General features: G+C 74.0%; 16 protein-coding genes. 9 read left to right on the top strand and 7 right to left on the bottom strand.

Features of this window, described 5'->3' with window-relative positions; all coding sequences use genetic code 11:
• Positions 1 to 47 precede the first annotated feature (47 nt).
• The 3 genes from ABGB08_RS13880 (at position 48) to ABGB08_RS13890 (ending at position 2,020) form a co-directional block, all read left to right on the top strand.
• Positions 48 to 683, top strand: coding sequence for a TetR/AcrR family transcriptional regulator (locus tag ABGB08_RS13880; RefSeq protein WP_347590109.1), 636 nt, complete (start codon positions 48 to 50; stop codon positions 681 to 683).
• A 125-nt stretch (positions 684 to 808) separates the two neighbouring features.
• On the top strand, positions 809 to 1,315 hold the full coding sequence (locus ABGB08_RS13885) for a GNAT family protein (protein WP_347590111.1): 507 nt from the start codon (positions 809 to 811) through the stop codon (positions 1,313 to 1,315).
• 18 nt (positions 1,316 to 1,333) lie between these two features.
• On the top strand, positions 1,334 to 2,020 hold the full coding sequence (locus tag ABGB08_RS13890; protein WP_347590113.1) for a class I SAM-dependent methyltransferase: 687 nt from the start codon (positions 1,334 to 1,336) through the stop codon (positions 2,018 to 2,020).
• Here the strand turns inward: ABGB08_RS13890 and ABGB08_RS13895 are convergent.
• The 4 genes from ABGB08_RS13895 to pgm form a co-directional block, all read right to left on the bottom strand.
• A complete protein-coding gene (locus ABGB08_RS13895) occupies positions 1,980 to 3,074 on the bottom strand; it encodes an MFS transporter (protein ID WP_347590292.1) in 1,095 nt (364 codons plus the stop codon). The two genes, ABGB08_RS13890 and ABGB08_RS13895, sit on opposite strands and share 41 nt — an antisense overlap.
• A gap of 90 nt (positions 3,075 to 3,164) precedes the next feature.
• Positions 3,165 to 3,884, bottom strand: a complete 720-nt coding sequence (locus ABGB08_RS13900; RefSeq protein WP_347590115.1) for an SDR family NAD(P)-dependent oxidoreductase — start codon at positions 3,882 to 3,884, stop codon at positions 3,165 to 3,167.
• A gap of 25 nt (positions 3,885 to 3,909) precedes the next feature.
• On the bottom strand, positions 3,910 to 4,899 hold the full coding sequence (locus ABGB08_RS13905; RefSeq protein ID WP_347590117.1) for an acetylxylan esterase: 990 nt from the start codon (positions 4,897 to 4,899) through the stop codon (positions 3,910 to 3,912).
• Between the two features lie 40 nt (positions 4,900 to 4,939).
• Positions 4,940 to 6,580 carry a phosphoglucomutase (alpha-D-glucose-1,6-bisphosphate-dependent) gene (gene pgm / locus ABGB08_RS13910; protein WP_347590119.1) on the bottom strand — a complete coding sequence of 547 codons (1,641 nt, stop codon included), beginning with the start codon at positions 6,578 to 6,580 and terminating at the stop codon, positions 4,940 to 4,942.
• A gap of 206 nt (positions 6,581 to 6,786) precedes the next feature.
• Here pgm and ABGB08_RS13915 point away from each other — a divergent pair, with 206 nt between their 5' ends.
• Together ABGB08_RS13915 and ABGB08_RS13920 are read left to right on the top strand one after the other, a co-directional pair.
• Positions 6,787 to 7,035: a hypothetical protein gene (locus ABGB08_RS13915; RefSeq protein ID WP_347590121.1), complete on the top strand. Its 249-nt coding sequence runs from the start codon at positions 6,787 to 6,789 to the stop codon at positions 7,033 to 7,035.
• Positions 7,036 to 7,150: 115 nt separating this feature from the next.
• Complete coding sequence (locus ABGB08_RS13920; protein ID WP_347590123.1) at positions 7,151 to 10,924, top strand: CHAT domain-containing protein; 3,774 nt, start codon at positions 7,151 to 7,153, stop codon at positions 10,922 to 10,924.
• Between the two features lie 26 nt (positions 10,925 to 10,950).
• Here ABGB08_RS13920 and ABGB08_RS13925 read toward each other — a convergent pair whose 3' ends face one another.
• Positions 10,951 to 11,277 carry a hypothetical protein gene (locus ABGB08_RS13925; RefSeq protein WP_347590125.1) on the bottom strand — a complete coding sequence of 109 codons (327 nt, stop codon included), beginning with the start codon at positions 11,275 to 11,277 and terminating at the stop codon, positions 10,951 to 10,953.
• On the opposite strand from ABGB08_RS13925, the gene ABGB08_RS13930 reads away from it, so the two are divergent.
• Complete coding sequence (locus ABGB08_RS13930; RefSeq protein ID WP_347590127.1) at positions 11,255 to 12,010, top strand: hypothetical protein; 756 nt, start codon at positions 11,255 to 11,257, stop codon at positions 12,008 to 12,010. The two genes, ABGB08_RS13925 and ABGB08_RS13930, sit on opposite strands and share 23 nt — an antisense overlap.
• Here ABGB08_RS13930 and ABGB08_RS13935 read toward each other — a convergent pair.
• On the bottom strand, positions 11,955 to 12,986 hold the full coding sequence (locus tag ABGB08_RS13935) for a hypothetical protein (protein ID WP_347590129.1): 1,032 nt from the start codon (positions 12,984 to 12,986) through the stop codon (positions 11,955 to 11,957). The two genes, ABGB08_RS13930 and ABGB08_RS13935, sit on opposite strands and share 56 nt — an antisense overlap.
• A complete protein-coding gene (locus tag ABGB08_RS13940) occupies positions 12,974 to 13,648 on the bottom strand; it encodes a TauD/TfdA family dioxygenase (RefSeq protein ID WP_347590131.1) in 675 nt (224 codons plus the stop codon). The genes ABGB08_RS13935 and ABGB08_RS13940 overlap by 13 nt, the downstream gene beginning before the upstream one ends.
• A gap of 214 nt (positions 13,649 to 13,862) precedes the next feature.
• Between ABGB08_RS13940 and ABGB08_RS13945 the strand changes: the two genes are divergently transcribed.
• The 3 genes from ABGB08_RS13945 (at position 13,863) to ABGB08_RS13955 (ending at position 19,542) form a co-directional block, all read left to right on the top strand.
• A complete protein-coding gene (locus tag ABGB08_RS13945) occupies positions 13,863 to 15,959 on the top strand; it encodes a tetratricopeptide repeat protein (protein ID WP_347590133.1) in 2,097 nt (698 codons plus the stop codon).
• A 131-nt stretch (positions 15,960 to 16,090) separates the two neighbouring features.
• Positions 16,091 to 18,289 (top strand): serine/threonine-protein kinase, encoded by a 2,199-nt coding sequence (locus tag ABGB08_RS13950; RefSeq protein ID WP_347590135.1) that lies wholly within the window; start codon positions 16,091 to 16,093, stop codon positions 18,287 to 18,289.
• Complete coding sequence (locus tag ABGB08_RS13955; RefSeq protein WP_347590137.1) at positions 18,286 to 19,542, top strand: hypothetical protein; 1,257 nt, start codon at positions 18,286 to 18,288, stop codon at positions 19,540 to 19,542. Before ABGB08_RS13950 ends, ABGB08_RS13955 begins: the two co-directional genes overlap by 4 nt.
• Positions 19,543 to 19,583 lie beyond the last annotated feature (41 nt).

Raw genomic sequence — 19,583 nt, forward strand, 5'->3', positions numbered from 1 at the left:
AAAATTTAGATTGAGTCAATATTTAGACCCGTTGATAGGCTCACGGCATGGGCCTGCGTGAACAGAAGAAGCTTCAGACCAGGCATGCCATCCATGAGGCGGCGCTTGCGCTGTTTCTGGAGCGGGGGTTCGACGCCGTGTCCGTCGCCGAGGTGGCCGCGGCCGCCCAGGTTTCCAAGATGACCGTCTTCAACTACTTCCCGACCAAGGAAGACCTCGTGCTCGCCCCCATGGAAGAGCAGATGAACGCGGACGCCGCCGAGATTCTCGGGGAGCGGCGGCCGGGTGAGTCGATCGTCGCCGCCTCCCGCCGGGCGTTCCTGGAACGCCTGGAGCGGCGCAGTCCCGACACCGGCCTCGATGACGGCCAGATGCTCCAGGACCTGCTGTATCTCGTCCGGAACACCCCGTCTCTGATGTCCCGGCTGTACATGATCCAGGTTTTCGCCGAGGAGCGGCTGGCCCAGCTGCTGGAGGCCGAGGCTCCGGGTGACCCGCGCGCGCCCATCGTGGCCAGTCAGCTGACCGCGCTCTGGCGTCGTCTCCAGGTGATGAACACCCGCAGGCTCGTCGCCGGGGAGGCGGCCGACGCCGTCTACCCCGACGCCGTCGCCACCGCGAACGTGGGCTTCGATCTCCTGGAGACCGGTTTCGGCACCTACCTGACGCGCGCCGACCCTTGACGCCTTATTCTGTACCGCCGACCCGTGAAGGCGCGCCCGCGTCCGGGCTGAGGGACGCGGAGAGTGCGGCGACCGGAGAGACGAGGGAAGACAGAGGCTGAACGCCAACACAGAGAGGGCGATCGATGGAGGTCACGCTTCGGCCGGTCAGGGTGAGCGATCTGGACATCTTCGACCGGGAACGCACCACTCCGGAGGGCACCGGGGAGTTCCAGTGGTTCGGGCACCGGAGCTCGCATGGCCTGCGCCGGGAGTTCGCCGAGAACGGCCTGCTCGGGCATGACTCGGGGCGCCTCACCATCGAGGCCGACGGGCAGCAGGCCGGGTGGGTGGCCTGGTGGATGAACTCCTGGGGCCCGGACGCGACCTCCTGGTGCTGGACCATCGGCATCTGCGTCTTCGCCGACTTCCGCGGCAAGGGCGCGGGGTCGGAGGCGCAGCGGCAGCTCGTCGCCTACCTGTTCGCGCACACCAGGGCCGAGCGCGTGCAGTCCTTCACCGACGCGGGCAACTTCGCCGAGCAGCGCGCGCTGGAGAAGGCGGGCTTCACCCGGGAGGGCACGCTGCGCCGCGCCCAGTGGCGGGGCGGCCGCTGGCACGATCAGATCCTGTTCTCCGCGGTCCGCCCTTAGCCGGGGCAGGATGGCCGTATGACAACAGGACCTCTGTATCACGGCACCGGGCCGGGAACCATCACGCCCGACGGCTGCGCCGTCGACTACTACGCGACCCTCAAGCCGCGCGGCGAACCCGAGCTGATCCACGGCGCGGTCCCCGCCGGGGCCCGGATCCTGGAGCTGGGCGCGGGCACCGGGCGGGTGACGCACGGGCTGCTGGCGCTCGGCCACGAGGTGGTCGCGGTGGACGAATCGCCGGAGATGCTGGGACATATCACCGGGGCCACGACGGTCGTGTCCTCGATCCAGGATCTCGCCCTCGCCGAGGTCTTCGACGTCGTGCTGCTGATGTCGTACGTGATCGAGACGGCCGACGACGACCTGCGCGCCGCGTTCCTGCGCACCTGCCGGCGGCACGTGGCCGACGGCGGGAGCGTGATCCTGCAGCGGCAGCCGCCGGAATGGTACGACACGATCACCCTGACGGAACGCGTCGCCGGCGAGGGCCACACGGTCGCGGTGACCGACATCCAGCGCCCGGGGCCCGGCCTGCTCGGCCTGACCATGAAGTACACGCTGGGCGACCGCACCTGGACCCATTTCTACCTCAGCAAGCGCCTGGAGGACGACTTCCTGGAGGAGTCGCTGAACGCGGCGGGGCTGACCATGGCGGGTTTCCTCACTCCCGATCGCGGCTGGGTCCGCGCGGTCCCCGCCTGACGGCCGCCGCGATCAGCAGGTACGGCACCGCCGCCAGCGTGAACAGCAGCCATGGTTGCGCCCACACCGAGCCCAGGGCGTACCCGGCGAAGGCCAGCACGGCGAACACCTCCGCGCCCAGGCCGGACATGGAAGTGACCGTGGCCCGGGAGCGGTCGGTGAGGTCGTCCTGCAGGTCGGCCTCCAGCGCGGCGGTGGCCCATTCCACGATGCCGTACGCGGCGGCGACCAGCGCGAACCCCAGCGGCGTGCGCCAGGCGGCACCGGTGGCGAGCAGCAGGGCGGCGGCGGCTACGCCGAGGGCGGTCCAGCGGGTGCCCCGGCCCGCGAGCCAGCCGCCCGCGGTGGCCGTGACGAACAGCATCAGCATCAGCCAGGGCACTCCGGCGGCGCCGACGCCGGTGGCCGCGGCCAGCAGCGGGAGGTACTCGTCGAGGGCGGTGACGCCCATGATGACCGCGACCAGGATCAGGCTGTGCCGGAGCCGGGGCGAGGCGCGCACCTCGCCCAGGCCCGACCGCAGGACGGCGGCGTAGCTCTCGCGATCCTCCGGCTGGGTACGGGATTCCGGCAGCGTCCTGGCCAGCGCGGCGGCGATCAGGCAGGCGGCCACGCTGGCGACGCCGACGGCGAGGTAGCCGCCGCCGGCCAGGACCGGGGCGGCCAGCGCGGTGGCGATCGCTCCCCCGCCGTTGCCGATGGCGTCCTGGCGGCCGATGACCTTCGCGTAGGAGTCCTCGGCGTCCAGCTTGACGAGTTCCTCGTAGACCAGGGCCTGAAGGGTGCCGGAGGAGGCGGCGGTCCCCGCGCCCCAGAGCACGAAGCCGATCGCGAAGGCGGCGTACCCCGGGAAGAAGGTCCACAGCGCGAAACCGGCACCGGTCAGCACGGGTGCGGCGATCAGCATGGTCCGGCGGGAGAACACGTCGGCCCACACGCCGGAGGGGATCTCCAGCGCGAACGCCGTCACCGACCAGATGGCGAAGAGCGAGGAGATCTGCGCGGGCGACAACCCGGCGTCGGTGAACAGGACCGCATACACCGGGTAGAGCAGGACGAAGTCCTCAAAAAACGCGTAGGCGTAGAGCCTGCGCGTGAACCGTGCCTCAGGTGAGGATCAATGTCGCCACGTCATGCCCTCACCCTAGCGTGGCCCCGGCACGCCCCGAAACTGGAAAGGAGCGCTCTCGCGCCCCGGCACCACGAACCAGCACTCCCCGGTTCCGTCGCTTTCGAGCGCCCGCAGGAACGTCTCGACGACGTCGGACACGGGGAGGATCGGAAAGTCCAGCTCCGCCAGCAGGTCCCGGAACTCGCCGAGGATCGCGGTGTCGGCGAACGACGGGCACAACGCCTGCACCCGGACCCCGGCCGGAGCCAGCTGCCCGGCCAGCGACCGCACCAGGCCGACCACGGCGTGCTTGTTGGCGGCGTAGATCGGATCGGCTTCCACCCCGACGATCCCCGCCATGCTGGCCGTGGCCACGATCGTCCCGCCGGACGCGGTCAGCGCGGGCAGCGCCGCGTGCACGCCGAACACGACCCCGTCCAGGTTGACGCCCATCGCGCGGCGGTACCTCGCCAGGTCGAAGTCCTCCCCCAGACCGCAGCCCGAGGTCACGCCCGCGTTGAGAAAGGCCAGGTCGAGGCCCCCGTAGGCAGACAGGGCCGCGGCGACGGCCGCCTCGTTGTCGGCGAGCGCGGAGACGTCGCAGCGCACGTACAAGGCGCCGATGCCGGCGGCGAGCTCCTGGCCGGCCGCGTCGTCCACGTCGGCGAGGACGATCTTCGCGCCGTCGGCGGCCAGCCGCCGCGCCACGGCCGCGCCGATGCCGTTGGCGCCGCCGGTGATGAGCGCGATCACAGCGGCACCTCGCCGGTCGCGGTGTTCACGGAGCCGACGTCCCTTCCGCGGGTTTCCTGGCCCGCAGCCAGTTCAGCTGTTCGCGCTCCTGGAAAGCACCGCCGCCCTCGTGGTCGTTGAAGGGGTATTCGATGATGCTCTTGTCGGTCCCCGCGTAGGAGTTGAAGGCCGCGTAGACGGTGGACGGCGGGCAGACCATGTCCATCAGCCCGACCGAGAACAGCGCGGGCGCGGCGGCCCGCCGCGCGAAGGACACCCCGTCGAAGTACGACAACGTCCGCATCACCGCCTCCACCTTGTCCCGCTGAACAGTCAAATATCGCACTATTTCGGGATAAGGGTCTTTGGGGGTGATCTCGATGGCGCGCCGGAAGTCGCACAGGAACGGCACGTCCGGCATGGCCGCGGCCACATCCGGCACCAGCCCGGACACCGCGATCGTGATGCCGCCGCCCTGGCTGACCCCGGTCACGGCCACCCGCTCCGGATCCACCCGCGGATGCGCGCGCGCCGCCTCCACCGCCCGGACCGCGTCCGCGAACACCCGCCGGTAGTAATACGTCTCCGGATCCTCGATCCCCCGCGTCATGAACCCGGGATGCGCCGGCGCCGATCCGGCCGGATCCGGTGTATGCCCGACCGACCAGCCGCTCCCCTGCCCCCGGGTGTCCATGAACAGATGCGCGTATCCGGCGTTCGCCCAGTAGAGCCACTGGTGCGGCAGGCCGCGCCCGCCCCCGTACCCCTGGAACTGCACCACGCACGGCAGCGGCCCCGGACGCCCGGCCGGCACCAGGAACCAGCCGCGCACCGGCTCCCCCGCCCAGCCCGCGAACGTCACGTCGAACACCTCGACGAGCTCAAGACCGATGTCCACGGGTTCGAAGACCGGCGCGAGGGCGTGCCCCCGCGTCTCGGCCAAGGTGGCGGACCAGAAGTCGTCGAAGTCCGCCGGCTCCGCGACGGCGGGGGTGTAACGGCGCAGGTCGGCGACGGGAAGATCAAAGAGCGGCATGACGGCATCCTCTCAGCCGCCCCCCGGGAAAGGTCAATGGTCAGCTGCCCAGCGCCGCCGACACCACCGTGCGGGCCTCCTCCTGGACCTGGGCCAGATGGCCGGGGCCGAGGAAAGATTCAGCGTAGATCTTGTAGACGTCCTCGGTGCCGGACGGCCGGGCGGCGAACCAGGCGGACTCGGTGACGACCTTGAGGCCGCCGAGCGGGGCGCCGTTGCCGGGGGCCGCGGTGAGCACCTCCACGATCGGCTCGCCCGCCAGCGTGTCGGCGGTCACCTGCCCGGCCGACAGTCCCGCCAGCACGGCCTTCTCCTCGCGGGTGGCGGGGGCGTCCACCCGGGCGTAGGCGGGGTCGCCGTAGCGGGAGGCCAGGCCCTGGTAGATCACGCTCGGGGTGGCGCCGGTGACGGCGGTGATCTCGGCCGCGAGCAGGGCCAGGATCAGGCCGTCCTTGTCGGTCGTCCACACCGAGCCGTCCTTGCGCAGGAACGACGCGCCCGCGCTCTCCTCGCCGCCGAAGCCGATCGAGCCGTCCAGCAGGCCGGGGACGAACCATTTGAAGCCGACGGGCACCTCGACCAGGCGGCGGCCGAGGCCCGCCACGACACGGTCGATCATGCTGCTGCTGACCATGGTCTTGCCGACGCCGGTGCCGGCGCTCCAGCCGGGGCGGTTGCCGTACAGGTAGGAGATGGCGACGGCGAGGTAGTGGTTGGGGTTCATCAGGCCGCCGTCGGGGGTGACGATGCCGTGCCGGTCGCTGTCGGCGTCGTTGCCGGTGGACAGGTCGTACGCGTTCCGATTCGCGATCAGGGACGCCATCGCGTAAGGCGAGGAGCAGTCCATCCGGATCTTGCCGTCCCAGTCCAGCGTCATGAACCGCCAGGCCGGGTCGACCAGCGGGTTGACCACGGTGAGGTCGAGCCGGTGCCGGTCGGCGATCTCCCCCCAGTAGGCCACGCTCGCGCCGCCCAGCGGGTCGGCCCCGATCCGCACCCCGGCGTTCCTGATCGCGTTCAGATCCACGACCGAGCCGAGATCCGCCACATACGCGGCGAGGAAGTCGTGCCGCCCGGTCGTGTCGGCGCGCAGCGCCCGCTCGTACGGAATGCGGTCCACCTCCTTCAACCCGCCCGCGATGAGCACATTGGCCCGATCCTGGATCCAGGAGGTGGCCTCGGACCCGGCCGGTCCGCCGTCCGGCGGGTTGTACTTGAAGCCGCCGTCCACGGGCGGGTTGTGCGAGGGAGTCACCACGACGCCGTCGGCCAGCCCGGTGGTCCTGCCCCGGTTGTAGGTGAGGATGGCGTGCGACACGGCGGGCGTCGGCGTGTAGCCGTCCCTGCTGTCGATCAGCACCCGGACGCCGTTGGCGGCGAACACCTCCAGCGCCGACACCCGGGCGGGCTCGGACAGCGCGTGCGTGTCCGCGCCCAGATAGAGCGGCCCGTCCACGCCCCGCGCCGCGCGGTACTCACAGATGGCCTGGCTGGTGGCGAGGATGTGGTCCTCGTTGAACGCGGTGTTCAGCGCCGAACCCCGGTGCCCCGAGGTGCCGAACGCGACCCGCTGCCCCGGCTGGCCCGGGTCGGGGTGGAGCGCGTAGTACGCGGTGACGAGCCGGGCGATGTCGGCGAGGTCGGACGGCTGGGCGGGCTGTCCCGCTCGCTCATGCACCATGGCTGCTCACACTCCCACGATTTCTGGTCAGACCGGACACCCGCCAAGTCTGCCAAACACACGATCATCGTTGGCGACTGGTCCGGCTCATCCAGTTGTGTCACGCTTAGGAATAGTGGGGTAAACCAATTACGATAGGGAACCGTCAATCTGACTGAACTCTTCGAGTGCCGCCCTACCAGGCTCCCCTTCAGATCGGCGAGGCAATGTCAGAGCAACACCCACAGGGACACGAGCGGGACGTCCACCACGGCACGGTGTTCATTCCCGCCACGCGCCTGCCCGTCACCTACGCCCCGGCGCCGCGCCGGGACGTTCCGAAGAGCCTCTACATCCTGCTGGGCATCCTGACCACGTTCGTGGTCGGCCTCGCGGTCGTCGTGGCCCTGCTGCTGATCCCGCAGCAGGCCCCATGGCGGTCCACCTCCGTGACCACCCCGACCTCATCGCCCTAACCAAGATCACCGAGAACGCACACCACTCCTGGATGTCAGCGCCTGGACGCTCGGCTGAGCGGGCGGGGACCACGCCCAGCCGAATCCGGCCCTAGATCGGAATAAGTGGATTTCAGTGGATTTCTTCGCTCCCGAGTACGGTGGACCGTCCGGGAAGTCACCCGGGGACTCGCCCGAACGGCTGCTGGCCCAGGCCACCGCCGCCACCCGGGCCGGTGACATGGGCGCAGCCCTCGACCTGCTCCAGCGCGCCACCTGGCTGGCGCCGCACGGCTCGGCGCTGCTGGTGCGCTGCCTGGCCTGGACCCGCCTGGCGCGGATCGGCCGCTACGCGCAGTGGCCGGACGGCTGCGGCGCGGTGACGCCGGAGATGGAGGCCCGCGAACCCTGGCCGGAGACCTCCCGGCTAGACGAGGAACGGCTGAGCCGCGCCTACCAGGCGGCGACCCGGGGGAACGCCGCGGACCTCAGCCTGGACCTCAACGCCGGGGTGATCCTGAGGGTCCTGGCCGACCTGCCGGCCGCCCAGTCCACGCTGCGCTCCGCGGTGACCGCGGGCAGCACCCCGGAGGACCTGAACGCGCTGCTGGAGGTCGTCACCGGCCGGCTGTCCGGGCTGCGCGGCACGCTGGCCGATCCCGGCCTGAATCCGGTGGCCGCGCTGGTCTGCCGGGCGATGGCCACCCTGTGCCACGAGGCCGGGATGGACGAGCGCGCGGCGGAGCTGCTCGCCGAGGCCGAACAGCGGTGCGCGGGCGATCGGCACGGCTACGCGCTGGCCCAGCTGACGCGCGGCGACTGGGCGGCGGCGATCCGCACCTCGCCGCTGCTGCTGGACCACTGGCCGGTGCTCAGCCTCGGCGCGCGCACCGGCCACGCCGAGGCCCGGGTGCTGCCCGGCCGCCAGATCAGGCCCGACCTGGCCGAGCGGGCGTACGCGGCGGCGGAACGCGTCCTGGGCGACGCGGCCGAGGACGAGGTGGTCGCGCAGCGCCTGCTGGCCGCGCTGAAGCTGCGCCGCGCCTACCTGGCCAGGCTCGCGGGGGACGGCGCGGCGACGGTGGAGCTGGCCACCGAGGCGGAGAAGATGGCCCGCGAGTCCGGGGACCAGCGGCTGCGCTGGACCGCGTGGACGCACCTGGCGCTGGCCGCGATCGCCGCGGGCGAGCCGTTCGACCCGGCCGAGGGCATCGGTGAGCTGGCCGTCTGGGCGCGCGGCCCGGGCAGCCTGAGCCTGGCGGAGGGGCTGGGCGCGCTCTGCTCCCAGGAGGGCCACCACGCCGCCCGCGCCGGGCACTACCAGCGCGCGGCGTGCTGCCACCGGCTGGCCAGGCGGATCCACGGCGCGCTCGGGTTCGCGGGCAACGAGGCGCAGTCGGTCACCGACCTGGGCACGCTCCGGCTGTCGGTCGGGGACCGGGCCGGGGCGCAGGTGTCGCTGGCGGAGGCGGCGGCCCTGTTCGAGGCCGACATCCGCCGCCGCCCGGCGCTGGCGCTGCGGGAGAGCGTCCGGCTGGTCGGCATCCTCCTGGAGCACCTGCGCCTGCTGAACGCGACCGGCGGCGACCCGGACGCGCTGCGGCGCACGGCGGACCGGATCAGGTCGGCCATGGCCAGGCTGCCTCTGCTGAACGACGACCCGGAACCCGCCGATCTGGAGGACGAGGACGACGACACCCTCGCCCCCAACCTGGACGAACTGCTTGAAGCGTGGCTGCTGGTCAAGAACGCGGGGGACGCGCTGGAGGCCGCCGAGGTGCACGTCCCCGCGTCGCGGGCGGCGGCCGCGCTGGCGCGCGGGCAGGCGCGGGAGGCGAGCCTGCTCTTCACCGAGGCGATGCGCGCCGCGGAGCGCGCCGACCCCGAGCGCCGCGACCTGCACCGGGCCCACGTGCTGGGGCGGCGGCGGGAATGGGCGCGGGCGGCGGCGGCCTACCGGGCGCACCGCGCCTACCGCGCCCACCAGGCCGGCCGGGCGGCCGCTTTCGGCATGCCGGACCTGATCGAGCCGGGCGCGGACACGCTCGTCCGGGCCGGGGAGCACGAGCTGGCCGCGGCCACCTTCGTGAGCTACCGCGCCTACGCCGACGCCGAGATCGAGTTGCGGGCGCTGCGCGGCCTGCTGGGCGAGGACTGGTGGCGGCGCTCGCTGGAACCGTGGACCGCGCTGGAGATCGAGGGCGAGACCGCGCGCGGCCTGGCCGCCGAGACCCGCGCGGCGGGCCGGGGGCCTGGGGTGGGCTACGGCCGGGCGGTGGGCTTCTACCGGGAGGCGCTGCGCTCCATCGAGGTGGTGCGGGGCGAGGCGGCCCGCCGGGCGACGGCCGACCCGCGCGTGGTGTCCCGGATCCTTTTCGGCGCGGCGCGATGCCTGCTGCAGGCCGCCGATGCGGCCAGATCCGAGGACGCGGATAGGGCGGACGCGCTGGCCGCAGAGGCGTTCGGGGTGGGCGAGCGCTCCCGGGACCGCGCTTTCCTGGACCTGCTGGAGGCGCGGCGGGCCACCGGCGAGGTGGAGATCGCGGCTCTGGCGGGCTGGCGGGCCGCCACCGCCGAGGTGGCGCTGCCGCAACACCTGGCGGCGAGCCGGCTGGCCGGGGGCGAGCCGCCGGACCCGCGGCTGGCCGAGCGGTCGGCGCGGGCCGAACAGCGGCTGGCCGCTCTGGAACAGGAGCTGGCCCGGGACAATCCCGCGCTCTGGCGCGCCCTGGACACCCAGGCCGAGCCGCTCGGCGCCGAGGCCGTGGCCCGGCTGCTGCCGGAGGGCACGCTCCTGGTCAGCTACCTGCTCCGGGAGGACCGGCTGCTGGTCTGGGCGATCGGCGCCGCCGGCCCGCTGGTGTCCCGGGTGCTGGACGTGGACGGCGTGGCGGGCCTGGTCCGCGCGGTCAGGAACGCGTGCGCCAACGGAGGCGACCCGGATGGACCGGCCCGCGAGCTGGCCGCCGTCCTGCTCGCGCCGGTGCACGAGGCCCTGCTGACCCACCGTGACGTGCTCGTGGTGCCGTCGGGGGCGCTGCACTCACTGCCGTTCGGCGTGCTGCCCTGGCGCGGCGCGCCGCTCGCCGCCCAGCGCACGCTCTCCGTGCTGCCCGGCGCGGGAGCGCTCCCGCTCTTGCGCCCTGTACTGCCGAAGGCCCTGGCCGAGGGGCGTCTACTCGCCGTGGGCGACCCCGCCTTCATGCGTGCCCCCGGGGCGGCGGGAGAGCCCGGCCGGCACGCCCGCAGGCTGCCTGCCAGCGGCCTGGAGGCCGGGGTGATCGCGCGCCAGTTCCCCGGCGAGGGGGAGGCGCTGCTCGGCGACGCGGCCACCAAGGACGCGGTGCTGGCGGCGGCCGGGGCGTCGGTGCTGCACCTGGCCACCCACGCGTGGCTGGACGAGTCGAGCCCGCTGTCGTCGGCGGTGCTTTTCGCGGACGGGCAGGCCCTGCACTTGGCCGAGTTGGCCGGGGCCGCGCTCGGGGCGGATCTGGTGGTGCTGAGCGCCTGCCGTACAGGGCAGGGCGGGGTTTCGCCGGGGGACGACGTGCGAGGGCTGATCAGCGGGGTGCTGGCGACGGGGGCGGGGGCGGCCGTGATCACGTTGTGGCCGGTGCACGACCTGGCGACGGCGTTGTTCATGACCGACTTCCACCGGCGGCTGCGCACGGCGGGCTCCGTGCCGGAGGCGCTCCGGCGCACCCAGGAGGTGTTCCGGCGGCGCAGCCCAGCCCAGCATCAGCGCGCGGTCATGCGGTTGCTGGCGGCGTCGGGGGACGCGGACGGACGGCTGGCCGACGCGCGCGCCGCGCTCGCGGCCAAGGGCGCGGATTACTGGAGCTGGCTGGACACGGCGAGCCATCCGCGGACTTGGGCGGCTTTCGTGGCGGTTGCCGCCCCGGCGGAGTAATAGCTGACTAAAGAAATGGGCATTATTCAGGCGTGCCCCCTGAGCTGCCTGATCACGAGGGGCTCGTCGCCGACCTCCGGGTCCTGCGCGAGCGCGGCCTGATGCGGCTGCGCGATACCCCCATGCCCGCCGCGCTGCTGGCCGCGGGGCAGCGCCATCCCGGCCTGGACGCCGTCGCGGCCGTGGAACGGCTGCTGGGCGAGGCGGTGCGGCGGCTCGGCGAGGGCAACCTGGGGTCGGCGGCGGCGTACACGTTCGGCCTGGTCGGTCCAGGGCACCAGGGACTGGGCGGCCTCGGACCGCAGGCGGCGGGCCGCGCGGGAGTTCGGGGTGAGCGTGGAACGTTTCCGCAAGCACCAGGAGCGGCTGGTGCTCGCCCAGGTGGCCGAGCAGATCCTGGCGCTGTGCGGCGACGGTGGCGCGGTAGCGACAGAGCCGCGCACGATCGACCGGGCCAGGATCCCGCTCGCCGCCGGAGCGGCCTGGGTGATCGTGCAGGTGCAGCCGATCGAGCTGGTCACCGGCGTGGACATCCTGGTGTCGCCGGAGAACGTGTACCTGGAGATGTCCAAGCCGTTCATGCCGTCGGTGTCGGCGGCGGTGCGCAGGACCGGGGCCAGGCGCGGCCCGACCGGCGAGGTGGTGGACGACGTCATCCAGCGCGAGCTGCGCGAGTGGCTGGCCGCGCACGGCCGGACCGGCCTGCCGGTGGCCGTCGGGACGGTCGCGCCGACCGGTCCCGGCAGCCTGTCCATGAACGGCGTCCGCCGCGTCTACCACGCGGCGGTGGCCGCGCCGCGCACGGGCAGCAACGTCTACGACGTGCCGCCCCCGGCGATCGCCCTCGCCGTGCACCAGGTGTTCCAGCTGGCCGAGAGCGAGCGCGACATGTTCGAGCCGCCGCTCCGCTCGATGTGCTTCCCGCTGATCGGGACCGGCCGGGGGTCGCTGCCGCTGCGGACCGGCCTGCACTGGCTGTGGACCGCGATCGTGGAGAACCTGGAACGCCACCCGGCCTGGGAGGTGCATCTCACCGTGCCAGCGCCGGAGGTCGCGGAGACGGTGGTGCGGGCGCTGTCGCGCTGATCCGCGCCACCACCTCGGCCGCGCGCGGCGCCTCCCGGAGCGCGGCCCGCCAGCGGGCGTGTAACGGGGTGTCGCCGGGCGCGCAGAGCAGGCTCAGCGGCCCGGTGACATAGTTCGCGGCCAGCGTGGGCAGCGGGACGAGCTCGGGCGCGTGAAATCCCCTGGCCTGCGGGATCCGGCCGTCGAAGCCGGGCAGGCGGCCGACCCGCTCCAGCAGGCCCAGGCGCAGCCAGCGGGCCAGCTCCACCTGCCCGTCCGCGGCGGCCTCCAGCAGGGCGACGAACTCGACGGCCATCGCGTACGACTCCGCCGCCAGCAGCCCCGCGCCGAACTCCAGCTCGCCGTCGACGGCGGCCAGCCGGTCCAGGTGGGCGCCCTCGTGGATGCCCAGCCAGACCCGGCGGCGCGGCTCGGGCTCCGGCCGCCCCACGGCCACCAGCACGTTCTCGCTCCCCTCGCGCGTGGGCAGGCGCAGCCAGGTGCGCCAGACCATGCCCGCGTACGCGTCGCCGCGCACGATCCGGTAGCCGCGGACGGGCTCGGGCCGGTACCGCTCGCCCCACCGGAGCTGCCCCTTGGCGGAGTCGCGCCCCCGCGACAACCCCGCCGGGGGCCCCATCGGGACGGCGGCGCAGAACTCGGCGACGAGCTGACCCAGCCGCCACACTTCCGGACCGATGGGAGTGACAGGGCCGGGATCGCCCGCGTCCGGGTAAGACGACGGCACCCGGCCGCCCAGCGCGCGCAGCGCCCGCAGCCGCGTGGCGGCGGGGCCGCCGTGCCGGATCCCGGCCGCCCTGATCACCTGGTCCAAGCCGTCGAACGCTCGCCCGAGCAGCGCGCACCCGAGCGCCACCTCGGCCCAGCCGCGCACGGTCCAGGCCGCCGCCTCCGCGCCGGACGCGGGCACCGCCATGGCCGCGCTCGCCCGCGCCGCCGCCCAGGCGTGCACGGCGTCGCGGCTCAGCTTCTCCACAGCCTGACCCTGAGCACGAGCCGGTCGGTGTCCTGGAAGGCGGTCCTGGCGTGCAGGGTGCGCCGGTTGTCGAGGATGATCACGTCGCCGGGGCGGTGCCGTACCTCGCAGGCCTCGGCCCGCTCCAGCGCGGCGGCGAAGTCGGCCGCGGCGCGGCGCTGGTCATGCGGGAGTGGCTGGGCGAGGTTGTCGGCGCGCCAGCGGATCGTCCCGTCGGCGGTGGCCACCGTGGCCGGGCGCGAGGCGGGCGCGGTGGCGCGGAAGACTTCGGGAACGGTCCAGGACCAGGCGGGGCGGCGGAGGGCGGCCAAAGTGGCGGGGCGCACGGTCGACAGGGCGGCCGCCGCGCCGAGCAGGCGAGTGTCGCCGCCGTCGGCCGCGGGCCGTACCACGAAGAGGCAGACGTAGTCCTCGGGGCGCGCGTGGTACTGGGCGTCGGTGTGGAAGGCGGCCGGCCCGGTGCGCTCGGAGAAGGTGCCCTGCGCCCGGCCGGGGCGCGGTCTGACCTCCCAGACGGCCTGGCCGCCGTCCCTGGTCGAGGGCCGGCCGAAGTGTCCTGCGATGGCGAGCACCGACGTGTGGTCGGCGCCGAACCGCTGCCGGTGGAGCACCGTCCAGCCCTGTTCGGCCAGCTCGGCGGTGGCGCGCTGGTATCCGTTCATGATCAACCCCGTCTCGCGGAAACCGGTGTTTCCCGTGGTCTCCAGCCAACAGCCGCCGGGGGTGCGGCACCCGGTCGCGTTCCGGTCGGCTTCGGGGCGAGTTGCGGGCGGGCCTTGCGAGAGTCAGGTCATAAGCCTAAGGTTCGCTCAACCATAGTGAGATACATTCACTTGTAGATACTTGTCGGAAAACGACGCAAGGGGGAGTCGAGGAGTGTTGGCTCAAGAGCGCAGGCTCGCCGCGATCGCCGCGGCGTCGGCCGCGGCCTTCCGTCGCAGCGACTACCACCAGGTCCGAGCCGAGGACGTCGCCGAGCGGGTCAGGCTGCCCCGCGGCGCCGAGAAGGACAGCGGGCGCAGCGCGGTCTGGCTGTACAACGAGGTCCGCAGCCGCCGGGTCCTGGTGGCACTCGCGGTCAAGCACGCCTTCGACGAGTTCACCAGCGGCGAACCGGCGCCCGAGCCGACCAGGTCCGTGCTCGGCGCGCAGGCCCTGGTGACCACGGCGCTGCGCCGGATCGCCCGCTTCCACCAGCTCGAACGGTTCATGCTCGCGCAGGTGCGGCTGGGCATCGGCGACATCTCCACCTCCGAGAAGCGCCCGTCCGCCGCGCAGACCCCGCCCGGCTGGCTGCCCGGCACGTTCGGCGCCGCCGCCGCCGCGGGCTGGGAGGGCCGGGTCACCGCGTACGCGGAGTATCTGGCGCCACGGCTGCGCGAGGCCGCGCTGACCGTGACCGTGCCGCCGGAGGGCTGGGACCGGCACAGCGCGGAGCGCCTGTCCGAGCTGGCGTTCCGGGCCATGGTGGACGATCCGGAGGGCCCGGTCGATCACCAGGCCAACGCGCTGGCCGCCTACTGGCTGTCCCGGGATCTGGTGCCGCTGGCCGGCGAGTGGGCCGACCGGCTGCACACCGCCGAACGCACCTGCGAGCTGACCGAGCGGGTCGGCCCCAACGGCCGGGCCCGGGTGCGCGCCCTCGACGTGGTCTTCCAGGTCCTGCTGGACGACAGCCCGCTGCTGGTGCGGGCCGCCGAGGTGGGCGCGGAGCTGACCGGCCTGATCGGGGACAATCCCGGCGACCAGCCGTGGCGGTGCGACGTGGCCAGCCGTCGCGGCCTGGCCCTGCTCCGGCTCGGCGACACGGCCGGCGCGCGGGCCGGTTTCGAGGAGTCGGCGCGGATCGCGGCGGATTTCCCCGACACCTACGACCGCGAGTCGTACGCGATCAGGGCCGAGCACAACCTGGCCGAGGTGCTGGTCGAGGAGGGCCGCCCGGCGGCGGGGCGGCTGGCGCTGCTGCGGGTGGCCGAGAAGCGGGCCCGCGGGGTGCCGGAGATCGGGGTCGGCCCGGCGTGGCGGCGGCTCACCCTGAGCCGGCAGGCGCTGGCCGGGGTCGAGACCCGGTCCGGCCGGGTGGTGGCCGGGGTGACGCTGGCCGAGCAGGTGGTGGCCGACCGGGAGGAGCGGCTCGGGCCCGACAACGTCAACACCGCCTCGGCGCGGGTCACGCTGGCCGAGGCGCTGCTGGCCGCCGGGCATCCGGCGCAGGCCCGCCACCATCTCACCGAGGCGCTGCGGCTGCGCGAGCTGCACCTGCCGAAGGAGGGCTACTGGCCGCAGTACGACCTGGTCCGGCTGGCCGAGATCGAGCTGTCGGCGGGGTTCCCCGCGCAGGCGGTGCGGCTGCTGGAGGAGGCGATCGTGATGAGCCCCTGGTTCGCCGAGCGGGTCTCGCCCCGGCTGCGGCGCGACGCGGTCCTGATCCGGGCCCGCGCGCTGGTCGCCTCCGGTGACGTGGCGCGCGCCCTGGACGATCTGGAGCGGCTGCCGCCGGACCGGGCGGCGCGGCGGGTGCGGGCGGCCGCGATGCTGGCGATGGGCGAGACCGAGGCGGCCTCCCGGCTGCTCGCCACGATCGCCGAGGCGGAGCGCGAGCTGGACGACGACCATCCGGGCCAGGCGGAGACGCTGCTGCTGATGGCGCGGGCGGCCACCGTGCTGGCCGACGACGACGCGGCGAGCACGGCGAGTTCGGCGCTGGCGGCGCTGGGCAAGGAGGCGATGGACCCGACCCACCCGCTGGTGCTCGCGGGCCGCCTCGACACCGCCCTGCAACGGGCGCGCACCGGCCACGCGAGCGAGGTCCGCGAGCTGCTGGCGCCGCTGCTGGACCGCAAGGTGCTGCCGCACCGCAAGCCCGCGCTCGGCGACGGCCACCCGCTGCTGGCGGAGGCCCGCGCGCTGGCCACCCGGGTCGGCGACCCGCCGTCGGCCCTGCCCGAGGACCGGCTCTGGGAAGATCTGTGATGTAGTGCTAACTATATATCTCGTTCTATGAATCTTCGGTCTTGCCTATATTAGGGTCGTACGTGGTGGGTTGGGGGCCCGGGCGTTTCGTCACCGAGGAGTCGTGTCCCATGGGTTTCCCCCCAGGAGAGGTGCCTGCGACCAGGAGGGACGCCGTCCCGGAGACGCGCAGGGACGGGGCGCGGGCCGGGGTCGGGGGGTTCCCGCCGTCGCTCGCGGAGACCTACGAGATCGTGCGGCCGATCGCCGGTCAGGGGGCGGAGGCCGATCTGGCGGTGGTGCGGGATCGCGCCGGGACCGAGTTCGTGATCAAGGTGTACCGCGCCGGGTACCGGGCCGATCCGCGGGTGTGGGCCGCCGTGCGGGGGCTGCGCTCGCGCCGGGCCGTACGGATCTTCGAGACCGGCGAGGCCGGCGGGCGGGACTTCGAGGTCCAGGAGTACGTGTCCGGCGGAACCCTGGCCGAGCTGCTGCGCCAGGGCCCGGTCGACGCCGCGGCGGTGGTCGCGCAGCTGGCCGAGGCGCTGCGCGAGCTGCACGCGCTCGGCGCGGTGCACCGCGACCTGAAACCCGCCAACATCCTGGTCCGTACGGCCGAACCGCTCGATCTGGCGCTGGCCGACTTCGGGCTCAGCCGGGGCATCGACGCCTCGATCGTGTTCGGGACGGCCTCGCGGACGCTGGCCTACGCGCCGCCGGAATCCTTCAGCGGCGCCGTCTCGCGGCAGTGGGACTGGTGGTCCCTGGGCGTCGTCGTCCTGGAGCTGGCCACCGGCCGGTCGCCGTTCGAGGGCATGACCGAGCAGGCCGTCATGCACCACCTGCTGACCAAGGGCATGGACGTGTCGGCGGTGGCCGACCCCCGGCTGCGCCTGCTCTGCCGGGGACTGCTGCGCCGCGATCCCGCCGTCCGGTGGGGCGCCGAGCAGGTCGGCGCGTGGCTGGCCGGAGGCGCCCCGGCGGTGGCCGAGGATCAAGGGCCGCGCGGCGACGGCACCCGGATTCCGCTGCTGTTCCTGGGCGAGCACTACACCGCCCGGGTCCCGCTGGCGCGGGCCATGGCCGCCCGCTGGGACGACGCGGCCCGGCGCTTCCTGGTCACCATGGGCACGCCGGAACACCCGAGCGAGGGCTGGGGCACGCTCCGCGCCTGGCTCCGCCAGTTCGACGACCCGGCGACCGACGACGTGGAGGGCCGCCAGGAGCTGATCGACCTGCGCCTCACCTCCGCCGCCCTCTCCCCCGACGTCAAGCTGCTCTACCTGCTCTACTGGCTCGACCCGGGGTTGCCGCCGCTCTATCGCGGCATGGCCATGACCAGGGCCACCCTGCTGGAGCTCGCCGCGTCCGCGCTGGCCCACCCCCGGGAGGCGCGGGCGGCCATGACCGACCTGTGGAGCCACCACCTGCTGCCCGTCCTGGCCGACTTGACCGGCGCCGAGGAGCTGCGCGGCGTGGACGCACGCTGGCGGCACCTGGAATCCACCTTCCCCGCCCACCAGGAGTTCGACGGCGCGCAGGTTCGCAGCGGCCTGCTCGCCCTGGCTCTGGACGAGGACGGCACCACGGCGGTGCTGCGCCGCTCCGTCGACGACGTGCGGGCCGCGCTGCCCGTGCCGGTCCCCTGGTTCGCGGAGCTGATCGACTCCGGCGACCCGGCCCGGCTGCTGGCCGCCCACCTGAGCACCGGCACCGCGCGGGCCTGGGCCGAGGACGAGGCCCGCCGCCAGGCCCAGCAGCGGGCCGCCGAGCTGGCCAGGGAGCAGCGCTGGCAGGAGCTGGAATCCCAGCGTGTGGCGGGCCGGATGAGGGCGGTGAGCTGGGCGGCGCTGGCGCTCGGGATCTTCAGCGTGCTCTGGCTGATCATCCTGTGGCTGGCCGACGCGCTGCCCGGCGAGACCAGGGATCCGGTCACGGGGGCCGTCGTGGCCGCGGAGCCGTCGATCCCGTTCCTGGTGATGGTCCTGGTGTGGGTGTGCGTGGGGTTCGCCGAGGTCGCGGTGGCGGCGCAGATCGCGGGGTCGTACTATCCGCGTTACTCGCTGCTGGGGCCGCTGGGGCGGATCGCGGCGGGGGCACGGGGTTCGGCCGGGATCATGCGTTCGCTGTCGGAGCTGGCGGGTAGCGGGCGGGGCGGCCTCATCGCCGCGGCGGTGATCTTCATCTTCCTGCTGATCGTCGTCAACATCGTGGCGGGGCTGCTGGTGCACTATCTGATCCTGCCGGCCGGGGTGGCGGTGGCGTACGGGCTGTGGACGCACCGCCGCTGGCAGAACTGGGAACGGGAGCTCGGCCAGGCCAGGACGACCACCCTCGGGGGGAACGCATGAGTGGCGAGGTATTCGTGATCGCGGCGCTGGCGGGCGCGGGCGCGGCGGTGGCCGTGGGGTTCGCCAGCCGGACCGCGATCGCCGGGACGACGCTGGCGCTGGAGGGGGTGAGCGCGCTGGGCGAGCACATGAACGGCGTGGTCGCCCGGGCCGAGGAGGCGCACAAGCAGGCGTGCGCGTGGGGGGCGGTGGCCAGCGGCGTGCTGGACCGGAACGCGCGGCTGGCCGTGCTGGCGCAGGCGTGCGCGCGGGCCCCGGGGGGCGAGCGGCTGGCGGCGGAGCTGCCGGAGCCGCTGGCGCCCTCCGGGCGCACGGCCGAGGAGCTGCTGCGCTGGTGCGCGGAGGCCGACGACCGGATGGAGCGGGTCGACGCCGGCCTGGCCGGGCTCAACGCGGCGGCGATGACCAGAACCGTGTTCGACGACCTGATCCAGGCGCTCGGCGGCACCGGCCAGGCCGGTTCCGCCGCCGAGCTGGCCGCCCTGCTGGCGGACCTGCCGGAGGCGCCCGCCGACCTGGAGATCGCCGAGACGCTGGAGCGCGTGCTGACGAGGATCCCGGCCCACGTCTCGGCGGACGATCTGCGCGCGATCCGCGACGCCGCCCGCCGGATCGGCGAGGCGGCCGGTCCGGCGGAGGCGCGCACCCGGGTGGTGGACGTGCGCCACCGGGTGCAGCTGGCCGGCCTGGCGGCGGCCGGCCGCCGCACGGACGCGGTCGAGGCCGCGCGGCTGCTGCACGCCCTCCAGCTCGACGCCCCCGGCGAGCACGTCGCGCTCGAGGCCGGGCTCGCCGAGGTGGTGGCCGGACGTGCCTCCTTCCCGCCCTCCCTGCGCGCCGAGGCGCGCGCCGCGTGCGCCGCCGTGGTGGCCGCCGCCGACCGGGCCCACGTCAGGGAGAGCCTGCTGGGCGCGCTCGGCGACCTCGGCTACCAGGTCGAGGAGGGCTTCGAGACGCTGCGCCTGGCCAAGGAGGGCTGGGACCAGCACGCCGTGCAGCTGGTCGTGACCGGCGAGGGCCAGGTCCGCTCGGCCGTCGTCCGCACCGCCGAGGGAGGCGACGCCGACGCGGCCAGGGAGCGGGAGTGGTGCGACGCCTTCGACCAGGCCAGAGCGCGCCTGCGCGCGGACGGCGTGGACACCGAGGTCGAGCACCTGCTCCCGCCCGGCACGCGGCCCGCCCCGCTGGCCCGCCCGCGTGGCGCCCGACCGCGGCGGCTGCCCCAGGCCAGGCATCGCGAACGACCGGACTGAGGTCCGAACGGCACGGTTGGATTCGATGGCATCAGGGCAGG

Origin of the sequence: Acrocarpospora sp. B8E8, assembly GCF_039871605.1 — a bacterium.
GTDB lineage: Bacteria > Actinomycetota > Actinomycetes > Streptosporangiales > Streptosporangiaceae > Acrocarpospora > Acrocarpospora macrocephala.